Consider the following 16796-nt stretch of genomic DNA (forward strand, 5'->3'; position numbering starts at 1 on the left):
TTCTAGCTTAGGGGAAGCCAACCTCTAAACGTTACACCCTTGAAAATTCAATTTTACGCACGCTGTTCGTTCTGCTTAACTATTCTCCTCGCTTCCTGTGAAACATCCAAAAAGGATTATGCAAATTGGTCATCCTATTTGGGTGGCCTGGACCGGAACCATTACACCACCTTATCACAAATCAACAAGGATAATCTGAACGATTTAAGAATTGCCTGGTCCTATTCATCACCAGACAGTGGGCAAATGCAAATGAACCCCATCGTTATAGACACTATGCTCTATGGGGTCACGGCGGGGCGTAGAGCCATCGCACTACATGCAGGTACGGGCAAGGAACTCTGGCGCTTTGGGGATTCTATAGAACGACCCAATACCAGCGGAAGAGGAGTGTCCTTTTGGTCCAAAGGCACAGACCAACGTATCTTTTATACCGTGGGGCCTGATTTATATGCCTTAAATGCAATGACCGGCAAGCCGATACCCTCCTTTGGGAACCAGGGAAAAATAGATATGCGGTCTGCCATGCCAAGTGCTGCCAAAGATAAATTTGTAGCTTCCAATACCCCGGGCACTATTTATAAGGATATTATTGTGATGCCCACTCGTTTAGGAGAAGATGTGGGCGCCGCCCCAGGGGACATCTTAGCCTTTAATGTGATTACTGGAGCAGTAGCATGGGTTTTTCATACCATTCCCCACCCAGGGGAAGAAGGCTCCGAAACATGGGAAGACGAAAATGCCCATAATAGCGACATTATTGGTGCGGCCAACAATTGGTCCGGGATGGCAGTAGATGAAGAAACGGGGATAATTTACATCCCAACAGGCTCCGTCGCTCCGGATTTTTACGGTGGCCATCGAAAGGGCTCCAACCTTTTTGCGAATTGTTTGTTGGCATTGGACGCTGAAACAGGAGAACGTATTTGGCATTATCAGTTTGTGCACCATGATCTTTGGGATCGCGATTTACCGGCCCCTCCCAATCTTATTACAGTAAAACGTCAAGGAAAAAGTGTCAAAGCAGTGGCACAGGTTACCAAACAGGGGTATGTTTATGTATTTGACCGGGCAACCGGAGAACCCTTGTTCGACATCGAGGAGGTTCCTTTTCCCGCGTCCCAATTGGAAGGTGAAAAAGCATGGCCTACCCAGCCCATACCTGTAAAACCCAAACCCTTTGCCCGCTTGTCCAAGGACCTTACCGAAGATGATGTGAGTCCTTATGCCGAAAACAAGGAAGAATTGCAGGAAATCCTGCGAACCGCAGATAAACGTCAATATGCCCCACCAAACGTGGAGCCTTTACTGCTGTTACCCGGGCTTGATGGGGCAGCGGAATGGGGTGGAACCGGGGCCGATCCTGATGAGGGAATTATTTACGTAAACTCGAACGAAATGGCTTGGTTGATCCATATGAAAAAGAACGAAGTCCCCGTGGAAAACATGCCCTTGGGAGAACGGGTTTACACGCAATATTGCGTAGTCTGCCATCAAAAGGACCGGAGCGGTATTGAAGCGAGTGGCTACCCATCCCTCGTGAACCTAAAAGACTCGAAAACCAAAACCGAAATTTCCGAACTCATTACCAAGGGCAAAGGAATGATGACCGGGTTTCCCCAAATCCCGGAGAATGAAAAAGAGGCCTTGCTTCAATTTCTTTTTGACGAAGAAAGTACCCTTGCGGATAATGACACATCCAAAACGTATCCCCTTCCTTATAAATTTGGAGGCTATGCCAGGTTTCAGGACAGCAACGGGCACCCGGCCTTGTCTCCCCCATGGGGAACCATGCATGCCATTGATTTGAATACCGGGAATTTTGTTTGGTCCATTACTTTGGGTGACACCCCGGAGCTTAAGAAAGAAGGCTTACCGCCAACAGGGTGTGAAAACTACGGAGGTCCTATAGTTACGGAAAATGGACTGCTTTTTATAGCAGCGACCAAAGACGGGTATTTTAGGGCTTTTGACAAGAACACTGGGGAGCTTCTTTGGCAATTCAAATTACCGGCGGCAGCCTTTGCCACCCCGGCCACCTATGAAGTTAATGGCAAACAATATATCGCTCTTGCTTGTGGTGGGGAAAAGTTGGGGACGGAGAAAGGAAATCAGATTATAGCTTTTGCTTTAGGGGAATAAAAAAACCACGCTGAAGAGCGTGGTTTTCTAAACTATTTTGAAAAAGGAAAATTATCCTTTGGACGCTGCGGTATAAGCATCAACCAACTTTTGAACCTCCTCTTTGGTGGCCCCAACAAATTCCTTTATTTCTTCAGTTTTCTCACCTGCTTTTTCAAAGGTTGAAGTAACTACAGCCTTGAATTCACCTTCAGCAGTATTGCTCATTTCAACCTTGATTTGTTTTTCCACAGCAACAGTTTCCTTCATACCCTCTGTAGTGATGGAAATTTTGGTCCCATCTTCTTTTAGCATACTAACCTCGTCGGCAGGAGCCAAGCTCACCAAACTAGGAGCAATTACCAAAGCAACTACGGACATCAGCTTCAACAAGATGTTCAAAGATGGACCTGAGGTATCCTTAAACGGATCCCCAACAGTATCTCCAACAACGGCAGCTTTATGGGCATCGGAACCTTTACGACCATCACTTTCAATGGTCTTTTTGGCATTATCCCAAGCACCACCAGCATTAGACTGGAAAATGGCCATCAATACACCCGCTGTTGTAACACCGGCAAGCAAGCCACCTAGCATCTCAGCACCACCAATAAATCCAACAGCAACCGGAACAGCAATTGCCAACAGACCTGGTAAAACCATTTCTTTAATGGAAGCTGTAGTGGAAATGGCCACACATTTATCATATTCTGCAACGCCATCAGCAGCATCAAAAATCTTTCTGTCTTCAGCAGATGCCTTTGAAATATCGGAATCGTACTTACGCATTACTTCCAAAGCGGCTTTCAACTGAGGGATATCCCTAAACTGACGACGAACTTCTTCAATCATGGCCATCGCAGCTCTACCCACAGCATTCATGGAAAGTGCAGAAAATACAAATGGAAGCATTCCCCCAATCAATAGACCAGCCATGATATCGGGTTGGGAAACGTCAATTGAAGTTACATTTGCCGTTTTCATAAAGGCGGCAAATAAAGCCAAAGCAGTAAGGGCAGCAGACGCAATAGCAAAACCTTTACCAATGGCAGCAGTGGTGTTACCTACAGCGTCCAATTTATCGGTACGCTCACGTACTTCTGGGTCTAATTCGGCCATTTCGGCAATACCTCCTGCGTTATCAGAAATTGGTCCGTAAGCATCTACAGCCAATTGGATACCTGTGTTGGCCAACATACCAACGGCAGCAATAGCAATTCCGTAAAGACCAGCAAAATGGTGCGAGACCAAAATCGCGGCAGCAATTAAAAGAATAGGAATCATTGTTGACATCATACCAACACCTAATCCTGCAATAATATTTGTGGCAGCACCAGTTTCGGACTGACGTACAATAGAGTTAACAGGTTTTGTCCCAGTTCCTGTATAATATTCCGTTACCTTACCAACGGCAAGACCAGCTACAAGACCAGCAATGGTAGCCCAAAAAACACCCATTGCAGAATATGTGGTTCCTGCTTCTACCCAAGATTCAGGAAGCATTGAATTAATTATGAAATAGGAAGCAACCAACATTAATCCAGCTGAACCAAATTCTCCAATATTTAAAGCAGTTTGAGGATTTCCACCATCCTTAACACGGACAAAGAAAGTTCCTAGAATGGACATTACAATTCCAACTGCTGCTAATGCCAAAGGAAGGTATACAGCTCCCAATCCATCATAAACCCCAGAAAATTCAGGTAGTGTAGCAAAAACAGCTCCCAATACCATGGTACCAATAATAGAACCTACATAAGACTCAAAAAGGTCAGCACCCATACCAGCAACATCCCCTACATTGTCACCAACATTATCCGCAATGGTTGCGGGGTTCAATGGGTGATCCTCTGGAATACCAGCTTCTACCTTACCAACAAGGTCAGCACCAACGTCTGCAGCTTTGGTGTATATACCTCCACCCACACGTGCAAAAAGTGCAATGGAAGAAGCACCCAAAGAGAATCCAGAAAGTACGTTAAGTACCTCACCTAGTTCCCATCCCTGTCCGCTGTAAATCATAAAAAGTCCACTCAATCCAAGTACACCCAATCCTACAACACCTAGACCCATGACGGCTCCACCAGCAAAGGCTACTTCAAGTGCTTTGCCCAGGGAAGTTCTTGCAGCATTGGTAGTTCTTACATTGGCTTTTGTAGCGACCTTCATTCCAATAAATCCTGCCAAAGCAGAACAAATGGCACCCACGATAAAGGATACGGCAACCATTCCGTTTGACCCTTCCTCGCTACTTCCTTTGAAGTAAAGCAAAATGGCCACTGCGATAACAAAAACACTGAGTATCTTATATTCTGCCTTTAAAAATGACATTGCCCCATCGGCAATATTTTTGGCAATCCTTGCCATTTTATCATCTCCAACCTCCTGTTTTGAGACCCATACGTTTTTAATGAATACGTACAACAAGCCCAAAACACCAAAAGCGGGCAGAAATTTTACGATTAGTTCCATAATTGTCTAGTTGTTTATAAGTTTTAAAAGTGGCAGCAAAAGTAGTAAAATACACACTAATAAAAAAAATGCGCTTTTGGGGTCCAAAAGCGCATAAATATCTTGCCAACAATGCCTAAATCGTAAAGGTGCGTTTCTTCTTGTGTTCGCTTTCCTCGTATCGCTGCACACATTTGCGATAAATCTCAATGGCTTCATTGACGTCTCCCCATCCGCCGGTGTCCACCTTCTTTTCCTCAAGGTCTTTATACACTTTAAAGAAGTGTTCAATTTCCTTTTGGCGGTGCGGGTTTATATCGCTGATGTCGTTCTTTTTATTCCAAACGGGATCGCTAATGGGAACACAAATGATTTTCTCATCAGGACCTTTTTCATCGGTCATATGGAATACCCCTATGGGCTTTACCTCCATGACCACCATGGGATAGGTAGGCTCGGTTCCCAACACCAAAACATCCAAAGGATCTTTGTCCAAGGCCAAAGTTTCAGGAACAAAACCGTAGTCCCCAGGATACATCATGGAAGAAAACAAAGTTCTGTCGAATCGGATTTTATGAAGGGCGAAATCGTACTCATATTTGTTACGACTTCCTTTCGGAATTTCTATTAGCACGTCGAAGGTAACCTCTCCTTTTTTAGCCATCTTGAATCTTTAATTTTTTTGCAAAAATAGCCACTAACAACCGATTAGCACTATTATTTCGCTGAGATTATGTTGATTAAAAGTTAAATCCGAAGGTACCTGTTACCCCAAAGCGTCTTGCATCCGGATTATCAAGGTAGTTGCCCCGAAAATTGAAGTCAATCCTAAAGATTTTGAAGATATTACCCACCCCGAAGGAATACTCCCAATAGATTTGGTCCTCGGGTGCCATTAAAGGAATGTTTGCTGGAGCACTCAAGGCCCGGTTTTCATCGGAAAGCTGACCCCAGGCACCTCTAAGGCCCACAATCTCCCGAAGATTCCAATTTCTTAGTACCGGAATTCTTGAAAAAAGGCGTCCATTAAAATTATGCTCTAAATGCAGGGTGGCATAGGTATCGGTCACGAATTCATAAAAATCCAGATTGGGGAAGGTATTGTATAAGGAAAACAAGGTTTGGTTTCCAGGTACCACGCTAAGCAAGCTCAAAGGCACCTCACCAAAGGTTTTTCCCAGTTCCACACTACTCGTCAACCTTCCAAACCCACCAATTTGCCAAGGCTGTCTGTAGGAGAATTGGATGCGTTCGTAGTCAAAATCGCTTTCCAAAAATCCGCTGATTCCCTTGGTATAATTAAACAGGATGGTACTATAATTATCGTTCACCTGCACCGGTTCCACCCCATAGCCGATAATCCTTCTCCCAGGGGTATAAATTAGCGTGGTATTGATGTCAAATTGTTTGACTTCGGAAGAAATTCCACCAGCTGCTTCCGGATCTATATAATCCAAGTTAAAATCATTCGGTAAGGCGGAGCTTAAGGTTCGCATGGAACTACCAAACCGGACCCTAAAATTCTTTAGGGGTTCGAGTTCCACATTAACCGTGGATAGGTCAATATTGGTCAAGCGGTTATTGTTCCCCACCGTTACCAGGGAAGAGGAAGCGATGCTTCTTCCCAACACATCGTTGGTACTGGTAAGACTCAATCCCAATTGCTCTATGTCTCTTCGATGGCCTCCGGATAAAATCAATCGTGATTTCCTGTCCAATAAAAACTTGGCAGAAAGTCCATGCTTGAACTTCTTATCGGTAAAACCATAGGCCATATATCCTTCCAATCGCCAAGTGTCGTTTTGCCCAAAATAGGTCCTCGCCCCTGCCCTTAAGCGAGTTCCCTCTGCATCATTGAACCCGAAGGTGCTATAAATGTCCCCAATGTCGATGTTCCACTTATCTATTTCCACATAACCCGAACCAAGAATACTTACAATATCGTAGTAGGTTCGGAATTTGGGAACCGTTTTGAGGGTATCCAAAAGTTTGAAAATCCCGGATTCGTCATCATTCAGTCGTTCTAACCGGGCGTTGCTCCAAAAGGTGCTATCACGTGCAAACACGCGAGGATCGTAGGGGTCTGATACCGCTTTGTAAAAATCCGCCGGCCTGCTGGTATCAAACTGGTAGTTATCGTAAACAGAGGTACGCTTTCCATAAATCCCCCGAGACTTTTCCTTTTTGGAGAAGCTGAAATCACTCAGCATATAATCCCGTTTCAATAGAAAAACGGAATCGTTGACCACATCAAATTCCTGTTCAATATAAATCTCCTTAACCCAATTGATATTGGCACTTTTGGTCACCTGAAGGTTTATTTTTTTGATGGCATAAGTGGTATCAGCTACCCAAAAATCCCCTTTAAAGGTGAGCTCGTTCTTTCGTCTGGGATAGTAAATGATATTGTAGCACCATTTGTTATCGATATAGGTACTGTCCGACAACACATAATTATAGGTATCCACCCCAGTTTTGGACAAAGGACTAGTGAAACTCTTGTCAAAAAATTTCAAGTAGTTCTCGTATACATCATAGTCGGAGTACAAATCTTCCACAAATGCCGTAATAGACTGATGCCCATCAAAACCCGAGCTTTTATTCCCCATCACATCCTCTTTTTCTTCCCCCAAGAGGTTGTCGCCATATACTTTGGAAAACGTTTCGTTCAAAAACATAGGGAGATAGGTTTTCCCTGTAACTTTTGAGGTGTCCAAATTTTCGAACATAAACTCCAGACCTCTAAAAAGTTTACTTTTTATAAGGGCACTATCAATGGTATTCAGGTCGAACTCTATTTTCTCGTACTTATCGTACTGATATTGTTTAAACTTGCGCACCCCGTTCTCCCGTTTTTTGGCCCATATTTTCTTTAAGATATCGATGGCAGGGTTGTTCTTTTTGGATTGTTTCCCTGTATACACAATCACTTCCTTCAATTGCTCGGTGGATTCCTCCAGCACCACCTGCATATCATAATTAACCTTCTGGGCCAATTGTATTACCATGGATTCATAACCAATAAACGACACCTCAACCGAAGAATAGGTGTTGTCCGATTCCAGATAAAAACGGCCGTTGTCATTCGTAATGGTCCCCTCTGTGGAATTGGGAAAAACGATATTGGCAAAGGCTATAGGTGAACCATCAAAGTCCACCACAATACCACTGACTTTGGTCTGCGAAAAAAGGGAACAAAAGGATAAAAGAAAAATAGGGACAAGGAATCTTCTCATGTTCTGATAAATAGGCACGGGAAAACCCAGATGGTTTTTCAAAAGTGCTTGATCATTTTGGATTTAAAAGTAATTTCTTATCAAAAACTGTTCCTTAAAAAAAGCCTCATCAATCCCGACGGCAGTCGGGAGCGACGAGGCTAATATACCGTACAAATATATGTAACTTATTTATATAACACTTTCTTAACAGCCTTGATCACGTCCTGGTGATTAGGCAACCATTCGGCCAGTAGAACTGGAGAGTATGGTGCAGGGGTATCTGCTGTATTGATCTTTACAATAGGGGCATCCAGATAATCGAAGGCCTTATCTTGAACGTGATATGTGATTTCGGTAGCTACATTGCCAAAAGGCCAAGCTTCTTCCAATACAACCAAGCGATTGGTCTTTTTCACAGAATTGAGGATGGCGTCATGGTCCATGGGACGCACAGTGCGCAAATCGATAATCTCACAGCTTATGCCTTCTTTTTCCAATTCATCCGCAGCCTTATAAGCCTCTTTGATGATCTTTCCGAAGGAAACAATGGTTACATCGGTTCCCTCTCTTTTGATGTCTGCAACACCCAACGGGATGGTGTATTCCCCTTCCGGTACTTCCCCCTTATCGCCATACATCTGCTCAGACTCCATAAAAATCACGGGATCGTCATCACGGATAGCGGATTTCAACAATCCTTTGGCATCTGCCGGATTGGAAGGCACCACAACTTTTAATCCCGGGCAATTGGCATACCAGCTTTCAAAAGCCTGGGAATGTGTAGCCGCCAACTGACCTGCAGAAGCCGTTGGCCCCCTAAATACAATTGGACAAGGAAACTGCCCGGCAGACATCTGTCTGATCTTGGCCGCGTTGTTTATAATTTGATCAATTCCCACCAAGGAGAAATTGAAAGTCATAAATTCTATAATAGGTCGGTTCCCGATCATCGCAGAACCTACACCTATACCAGCAAAGCCTAATTCAGAAATAGGAGTATCCAGCACCCGATCAGGGCCAAATTCATCCAACATTCCCTTGGAAGCCTTGTAGGCACCGTTATACTCTGCAACCTCTTCACCCATTAAATAAATGGTATCATCCCTACGCATTTCCTCGGTCATGGCCTCGGCGATGGCTTGCCTAAACTGTAATGTTTTCATTAAGTAGTACTAATAAGATTAGTTGTGTGCTTAAAAATGCAAGCAAAAATAGCAAAATCTATACGAAACACAGAAGAAGGAAAAACAAAAAAAAGTACAAAATTTATTATGCATGCATAATAAATTTATCATTTTTATAGCTATCTTTGAAGCGTTAAACATATACAAGATATGAAGATTTTAGTTTGCATTAGCAACGTGCCGGATACGACTTCCAAAATCAATTTTACCGAAGGGGATACTAAGTTCGATACAAACGGGGTTCAATTTGTTATTAATCCCAATGACGAGTTTGGTTTGACCCGTGCCATGTGGTTCAAGGAAAAACAAGGAGCCGCAGTACATGTAGCCACTGTAGGGGGTGCTCAAACTGAGCCCACTATTAGAAAGGCATTGGCTATCGGAGCCGATGAGGCTATCAGAATCAATGCAGAACCCACAGATGGTTTCTTCGTGGCCCGCCAGTTGGCAGAAGTGGTCAAAAATGGAGGTTACGACCTTATTATCGCAGGACGTGAATCCATCGACTATAACGGAGGCATGGTACCTGGAATTCTGGCCACCCTTCTGGATATGAACTTTGTAAACACTTGTATTAGCTTAGAGGTTGATGGAAATTCGGCAACAGCCATACGGGAAATTGATGGTGGAAAAGAAACCATCAGCACCTCGCTTCCACTGGTCATTGGTGGACAAAAAGGTTTGGTAGCCGAAAGTGATCTTCGTATTCCCAATATGCGCGGCATCATGATGGCCCGGAAAAAGGCTCTGAACGTTGTGGAACCCGTTGATGCACCACAACCTACACAAGACCAAAAATTTGAAAAACCAGCCGCCAAAGGCCCTGTAAAGTTGGTGGATGCAGGCAATGTGGGCGAATTGGTCAATCTTTTACACACCGAAGCCAAGGTAATCTAATTCTCAAACAACAAATTCCAAATTCCAAGGCTTGGTGCTTGGAATTTGTGATTTTTAATTTTCAAAAAACATGTCAGTACTCGTATATACAGAATCCGATAAAGGAAAGTTCAAAAAAAACGCATTTGAAGTGGCTTCCTATGCCTATAAAGTAGCTCAAGATTTGGGGACAACGGTTACGGCAGTGACCATCAATGCGGAAGATGAAGCATCTTTGGGTAATTATGGAGTTTCCAAAGTATTAAAAGTCAGCAATGGCGATCTGGATACTTTTAATGCCAAGGCCTATGCCCATGTTTTGGCCCAAGCGGCAGAAACTGAAGGCGCTAAAGTCATTGTGGTAAGTTCCAGCGCCGATGCCAAATTTTTGGCTCCCATCCTATCAGCCAAACTAAATGCAGGATATACGCCAAATGTGGTTGCCGCTCCAGATAGCACATCCCCTTTCGTGGTTAAAAGAACCGCTTTTAGTAACAAAGGCTTCGCCCATACTGAAATTAGTTCGGACACCAAGCTTATTGGGGTATCCAACAATGCTTATGGTGTGCATGAAAATACTGAATCGGCAGCGGTAGAAGATTTTGCTCCTTCATTGGGAGATGGGGATTTTACCACAAAGTCCGTAGAAGTGGATAAAGTAGTTGGAAAAGCCACCATTGCCGATGCCGATATCGTGGTTTCTGGCGGTAGAGGGCTAAAAGGTCCTGAAAATTGGGGCATGATCGAGGAATTGGCCGATGTATTGGGTGCAGCTACCGCCTGCTCCAAGCCTGTATCCGATTTGGGATGGAGACCCCATGGCGAACACGTGGGTCAAACTGGGAAGCCTGTAGCAAGTAATCTTTATATCGCCGTAGGTATTTCTGGAGCCATTCAGCATTTGGCTGGGGTAAGTGCCTCCAAAACCAAAGTGGTGATCAATAACGACCCGGAAGCTCCTTTCTTTAAAGCAGCGGATTACGGTATCGTTGGGGATGCCTTTGAAGTGGTACCGGAACTCATCGAAAAATTAAAGGAATTTAAAGCCCAGAACACTTAATTTTTGTTAATTTGCCTTTTGCAAGGGGCTGTTCAGATAATGGTAGTGCCACTTATTTGAACGGCCTTTTTTGGTTTTAGGAGGATTATATGAGTTTAGTTCGATTGAAAATAAAGGGGATATCTTATAGCCAAACACAAAATGGGGCGTATGCCCTTATTTTGAATGAAGTTGAGGGGGATAGAAAGCTTCCCATCGTCATTGGTGCATTTGAGGCCCAATCCATCGCCATCGCCCTTGAAAAAGAAATAAAGCCGCCTAGACCGCTTACACACGATTTGTTCAAAAACTTTTCAGATAGGTTTGAGATTGTGATCAAGCAAGTCATTATCCATAAATTGGTGGACGGGGTATTTTATTCCAGTATCATCTGCGAGCGGGATAAAGTGGAGGAAATTGTTGACGCAAGAACCAGCGATGCCATAGCTTTGGCCCTAAGGTTTGATGCTCCCATTTTTACGTACAAGACCATATTGGACAAGGCCGGGATCTATTTGAAATTCTCTTCCAAGGAAAGCGAGGAAAATGAAGAGGATGACAGTATTGTGGTGGATGAAATTTTGCAGGAGGGAGAAACTGTGGAAATTGAGTCCGGGGCTTCATCGCAGGGATATCGCGAAATGACTTTGGAAGAACTTCATAAAGAACTGGATAAGGCAGTAGCCAACGAAGACTACGAAAAAGCTGCCAAACTACGGGACGAAATCTCCAAACGTAAATAATCCGCTGCATGCCAAAATCCATCAAGATTTTCCTTGTATTAATCTGTTTTGTTTGTACAGCAAGTTTTGGTCAAGATTTACTCCCTGCCGATTCCATCAACGCTGCCGTTGACACCACCATTATTGATGATATTACCCCAAAAGAAACCCCACAATTGGTGCCCAACCAAGGGTTTACCATAAACTCATTGTGGCGTGGAGCTTTGGGCATGGCAGTTTTGATTCTGATTTCCTTTCTTTTTAGTGCGAACAGAAGGGCCATTAATTGGAGAACAGTGGGAATTGGATTGGGATTGCAATTACTCATTGCCATTGGGGTACTCAAAGTGCCTTTTATTCAACTCATCTTTGAAAAAATAGGGCAGGTTTTTGTTAGCATTCTCGACTTTACACGGGTAGGAAGTAAGTTTTTGTTCGAAGGTCTCGTTGTGGATATGGACACCTTTGGTTTCATTTTTGCCTTTCAGGTATTACCTACTATAATTTTCTTTTCAGCCTTGACCTCGGTGCTCTTTTATTTAGGGGTCATTCAAAAAGTAGTACGGGCATTGGCATGGTTGTTATCTAAATCCCTAGGAATATCCGGAGCAGAAAGTCTTTCCATTGCCGGAAATATATTTTTAGGTCAGACCGAAGCACCTTTGCTTATCAAGGCCTATCTGGAAAAAATGAACAAGTCTGAGATTCTGCTGGTCATGATTGGTGGAATGGCCACCGTGGCCGGAGCTGTTTTGGCTGCTTACATCGGATTTTTAGGTGGCGATGACCCAGCGCTCAGATTGGTTTTTGCCAAACACCTCTTGGCAGCTTCCGTGATGGCAGCTCCTGGAGCCATTGTCGTTTCTAAAATTTTATATCCACAGACTGAAAAAGTAAATACGGATGTCCACGTTTCCTCAGAAAAGATAGGTGCCAATATTTTGGATGCCATCTCCAACGGAACAACCGAAGGTTTGAAACTGGCCATGAATGTTGGGGCCATGCTTTTAGTTTTTGTAGCCTTTATTGCCATGATTAATGGTATTTTGGGCTGGGTTGGTGATTTGACCACCTTCAACAATTGGATTGCTACGAACTCTCCTTATGAAAGCTTTTCTTTGGAAGCCATTCTAGGAACCATTTTCGCACCCCTTATGTGGTTGATTGGCGTAGCCAACGAAGATATTATGCTTATGGGCCAACTCTTGGGAATCAAGCTTGCTGCCAGTGAGTTTGTGGGTTATATCCAACTTGCGGAACTCAAAACCATGACCAATAACCTACATTTCACCTATAACAAATCCGTAATCATGGCTACCTATATGCTCTGCGGATTCGCCAATTTTGCCTCTATCGGTATCCAAATTGGGGGTATTGGTTCTTTGGCACCAGGTCAGCGTAAAACCCTTTCTGAATTTGGAATGCGTGCTGTACTTGGTGGTTCGTTAGCTTCTTTGCTTTCTGCTACTATTGCTGGGATGATTCTTGGGTAGAACGAAGGGTGAAAGGTCAAGGGTTCCCCCAAGACCGGAATAGTATTATCAACCTCGAAATTTAACAATGCGATTATGCGAAATTTTCGAGAGTTGGAAGTCTGGAAAGACGCGAGAAAATTAGTAAAAGAAGTTTACCTCATTACCAAACTTTTACCCAAGACCGAAACTTATGGTCTAACTCAACAAATTCAGAGAAGTGCTGTCTCCATTCCGGCCAATATAGCGGAAGGCTGTGGCAAAAATTCAAATAGAGATTTTGCCCGATTTCTTCAAATCAGTTTAGGCTCAATATATGAATTGGAAACCCATCTAATACTTTGTAACGACCTCGGTTTTATCCCTTCAAAAGAATTTAAGGCCTTAGTTAAAGCCATTCAATTGCTCCAAAAACGCCTCACGGCCCTAATCAAATACAATACTACCTAACCCTTTACCCTTTCACCCTTCACCCATTTACCCTTCACCCCTTCACCCATTTACCCTTTACCTTTCAGCCAACACCCGTTAATAAAATTGCTCAAAACTCCCTCCCTTTACCCTTTACCTTTCCCACTTAACCCATTACCTTTAACCCCACTATGAAACAATACCACGACTTACTCAAACACGTACTTACAGAAGGAAATGCCAAAGGAGACCGCACAGGAACAGGAACCGTCAGCGTTTTTGGCTATCAAATGCGTTTTGATCTCTCCGAAGGCTTCCCCATGGTCACTACCAAGAAATTGCACCTAAAATCCATAGTACATGAACTGCTCTGGTTTTTAAAGGGCGATACCAATGTGGGTTACCTACAGGAAAATGGAGTACGTATTTGGAACGAGTGGGCCGATGACAATGGTGATTTGGGCCCTGTCTACGGGCATCAATGGCGTAACTGGAACAGTGAGGAAATCGACCAGATAAAAGAGGTGATCGAAACCCTGAAAACCAATCCAAACAGCCGAAGGATGTTGGTATCAGCTTGGAACCCCAGCGTGTTGCCCGACACATCTGTGTCATTTAGTGAAAATGTGGCCAATGGAAAGGCTGCCCTTCCCCCTTGTCATGCCTTTTTTCAGTTTTATGTGGCGGATGGGAAATTGTCGTGTCAATTGTACCAACGCAGTGCGGATGTCTTTTTAGGAGTTCCTTTTAACATAGCCTCGTACGCCTTGTTTACCATGATGATGGCCCAAGTATGTGGTTACGAACCCGGCGATTTTATCCACACCTTTGGGGATACACACATTTACGACAACCACCGAGATCAAGTGGAACTGCAACTAAGCCGTGAACCGCGGCCGCTACCTACCATGAAATTGAACCCAGCAGTTAAAAATATCTTCGATTTTACCTTTGACGATTTTGAACTACTGAACTACGACCCACATCCGCACATCAAAGGTGTTGTGGCGGTGTAGCAAAAGCTAGGAAATCATATAAAAGCAAGTACCATCCAAACCAACCTTTAAAATGAAAATCAACCTTAAAAAAGCACTTGGACTGGCACTCTGCTGTTTGTCCTTGTTCGTTGTACCCCTTTTTGCCCAAGAAGAACGTCCCAATGTGATTGTGATCATTACTGATGATCAAGGCTATGGCGATTTAGGCATTACCGGAAATCCCCATGTGCAGACCCCGGTCATTGACCAATTGGCTACCGAAAGTGTCCGATTCAACAACTTTTATGTCTCCCCGGTATGCGCCCCTACCCGCTCCAGTCTCATGACAGGCCGCTATTCCTTACGTACGGGAGTGCGCGACACCTACAATGGCGGGGCCATCATGGCCTCCAACGAGGTTACCATTGCCGAAATGCTCAAACAGGGCGGTTATACCACCGGTGTATTTGGCAAGTGGCATTTGGGCGACAACTACCCCAGCCGACCCAGCGACCAAGGTTTTGACGAATCCGTGATCCATCTTTCCGGCGGTATGGGTCAGGTAGGCGACATCACCACCTATTTTAAAGGAGATACCAGCTATTTTGATCCCGTGCTTTGGCACAACAACCAACAAGAGGCCTATGAGGGCTATTGCTCGGATATTTTTGCGGATGAAGCCATTCAATTTATTGAGAACAACAAGGAATCGCCCTTCTTTTGCTATCTCTCCTTTAATGCACCGCATACCCCTCTGCAGGTACCCGATGAATATTACCAAAAGTACAAGGACATAGACCCGGCCTCGGGTTTTGATGGAGACAACCGCCCTTTCCCGGAAATGAGTGAAAAGGACAAGGAAGACGCTCGAAAGATTTATGCCATGGTCACCAATATTGACGATAATCTGGGTAAGCTCTTTAAAAAATTGGACGAGCTGCAACTCTCCAAAAACACCCTTGTGGTTTTTATGACGGACAATGGCCCGCAGCAGCGTCGCTATGTGGCCGGGATGCGGGGCCGTAAGGGCAATGTATACCAAGGCGGGGTGCGGGTACCTTTTTATGTGAAGTATCCCACGGCATTTGCCCAAAACAAGGATATTGAGACCATGAGTGCCCATATTGATGTGCTGCCAACCTTGGCCGAAGTTTGTAAAGTGGATTTGCCCCAAGACCGGCAACTAGATGGCAAAAGCCTATTGCCCCTGATTCAGGGCAAAAATGTGGATTGGGCCAACCGTTCTCTGTTTTTTTACTGGACGCGCCGCTATCCCGAACTCTACTACAACATGGCGCTGCAAAAAGATGGCTACAAATTGGTGGGAAAGACCAATTACAACGCCGCCCTTGGGGATTTTGAACTGTTTAATCTCAAAACCGACCCTTATGAGCAAAACAACTTGGTTTTGGAAGACAAAGCGAAGGCCAAAGCCCTTAAAGTGGAGCTAGACGGTTTGTATAACGAACTCATCACCTCCGAAAACTTGGTAAACCAACCCCGTATTGTTGTAGGGAACCCAGCCGAAAATCCCATTTTTCTGAACCGCAACGATGCAGGAGGTGAACGCGGTATCTGGGATCAGGAAGAGATTTATGGAACTTGGAAGGTGAGTATTGAAGAAGGCCATTACGATATTCGCATGAAGTTTGTAAAGCCTGTAAAAGCGGGTGGCCGACTCTATTTGGAAGCCAACACCTTGGTAAAACAACAGGCAAACACCCAAGACAACGTGGATGTGCTGGAATTAAAAAACGTATACCTCCCAAACATGGACTGCGATTTATTGGCTCACTATGCGGTGGACCGCAAACACATTATGCCTTTTTGGGTGGAAATGGAGAAACTGGATTAGTTGCAAGTGGAAAAATTTGAACTAATATCGAAAGGATCTTCCATCGGGTTAGCAATTAAAATTGTGGTGTCCACAATCCTAGTGAATCAAGCATTCAATTTTTTTGAAAAACTTGAAAGCCAGCAACCTCTCTTAAATTTGTTCCTTATAGTGGCGGTAATAGCTTATTTGATTTTTAAACATGTTACCACCAAAACTATTCTTTTGATTGCCGATGGTAAATTGAGCTTGAAAAGTATTGGGCACCTACCAAAAAAACATGAAGAAAATTTGATAGAGTTAAAAGATGTTTCTACAATTAATCTCATTCAAACTCATACCCAGATTTATGGTAAAAAAATGATGGAAATTGTTGGTATGGATGGAGGTAAAAAGAGCTTCGAGATTAATCTGAGATACTATCAGATGGTAAAGCTGCAAGATTATTTAAATGAAAAACTGAAAATCAAAGCTAATCTAATTGGATAAAT

General features: G+C 43.9%; 13 protein-coding genes. 9 read left to right on the forward strand and 4 right to left on the reverse strand.

The window, feature by feature from the left end; translation table 11 throughout:
- Positions 1–39: 39 nt before the first annotated feature.
- On the forward strand, positions 40–2142 hold the full coding sequence (locus M3P07_RS16715) for an outer membrane protein assembly factor BamB family protein (RefSeq protein WP_249971073.1): 2103 nt from the start codon (positions 40–42) through the stop codon (positions 2140–2142).
- A gap of 51 nt (positions 2143–2193) precedes the next feature.
- Here M3P07_RS16715 and M3P07_RS16720 read toward each other — a convergent pair whose 3' ends face one another.
- The 4 genes from M3P07_RS16720 to M3P07_RS16735 form a co-directional block, all read right to left on the reverse strand.
- Complete coding sequence (locus tag M3P07_RS16720) at positions 2194–4593, reverse strand: sodium-translocating pyrophosphatase (RefSeq protein WP_249971074.1); 2400 nt, start codon at positions 4591–4593, stop codon at positions 2194–2196.
- A gap of 115 nt (positions 4594–4708) precedes the next feature.
- Complete coding sequence (locus M3P07_RS16725) at positions 4709–5236, reverse strand: inorganic diphosphatase (RefSeq protein ID WP_249971075.1); 528 nt, start codon at positions 5234–5236, stop codon at positions 4709–4711.
- 76 nt (positions 5237–5312) lie between these two features.
- Entirely contained in the window at positions 5313–7808 is a 2496-nt protein-coding gene (locus M3P07_RS16730; protein ID WP_249971076.1) for a DUF5686 family protein, read from the reverse strand.
- A gap of 167 nt (positions 7809–7975) precedes the next feature.
- Complete coding sequence (locus M3P07_RS16735; protein WP_249971077.1) at positions 7976–8953, reverse strand: pyruvate dehydrogenase complex E1 component subunit beta; 978 nt, start codon at positions 8951–8953, stop codon at positions 7976–7978.
- 171 nt (positions 8954–9124) lie between these two features.
- On the opposite strand from M3P07_RS16735, the gene M3P07_RS16740 reads away from it, so the two are divergent.
- From M3P07_RS16740 to M3P07_RS16775, 8 genes are all read left to right on the forward strand, one after another.
- Positions 9125–9871: an electron transfer flavoprotein subunit beta/FixA family protein gene (locus M3P07_RS16740; protein WP_249971078.1), complete on the forward strand. Its 747-nt coding sequence runs from the start codon at positions 9125–9127 to the stop codon at positions 9869–9871.
- Between the two features lie 70 nt (positions 9872–9941).
- Positions 9942–10910, forward strand: a complete 969-nt coding sequence (locus M3P07_RS16745; RefSeq protein ID WP_249971079.1) for an electron transfer flavoprotein subunit alpha/FixB family protein — start codon at positions 9942–9944, stop codon at positions 10908–10910.
- An 89-nt stretch (positions 10911–10999) separates the two neighbouring features.
- Entirely contained in the window at positions 11000–11632 is a 633-nt protein-coding gene (locus M3P07_RS16750; RefSeq protein ID WP_138838678.1) for a bifunctional nuclease family protein, read from the forward strand.
- An 8-nt stretch (positions 11633–11640) separates the two neighbouring features.
- The gene (locus M3P07_RS16755) at positions 11641–13104 is read left to right on the forward strand and encodes a NupC/NupG family nucleoside CNT transporter (RefSeq protein WP_249971080.1); all 1464 of its coding nucleotides are present in this window, start codon (positions 11641–11643) and stop codon (positions 13102–13104) included.
- A gap of 75 nt (positions 13105–13179) precedes the next feature.
- Positions 13180–13533, forward strand: a complete 354-nt coding sequence (locus tag M3P07_RS16760; RefSeq protein WP_249971081.1) for a four helix bundle protein — start codon at positions 13180–13182, stop codon at positions 13531–13533.
- 152 nt (positions 13534–13685) lie between these two features.
- Positions 13686–14510, forward strand: a complete 825-nt coding sequence (locus tag M3P07_RS16765; RefSeq protein ID WP_249971082.1) for a thymidylate synthase — start codon at positions 13686–13688, stop codon at positions 14508–14510.
- A gap of 52 nt (positions 14511–14562) precedes the next feature.
- Complete coding sequence (locus M3P07_RS16770) at positions 14563–16326, forward strand: arylsulfatase (RefSeq protein WP_249971083.1); 1764 nt, start codon at positions 14563–14565, stop codon at positions 16324–16326.
- Positions 16327–16794: a hypothetical protein gene (locus tag M3P07_RS16775; RefSeq protein ID WP_249971084.1), complete on the forward strand. Its 468-nt coding sequence runs from the start codon at positions 16327–16329 to the stop codon at positions 16792–16794. It begins immediately after the preceding gene.
- Positions 16795–16796 lie beyond the last annotated feature (2 nt).

Source organism: Flagellimonas myxillae (genome assembly GCF_023502235.1).
GTDB lineage: Bacteria > Bacteroidota > Bacteroidia > Flavobacteriales > Flavobacteriaceae > Flagellimonas > Flagellimonas myxillae.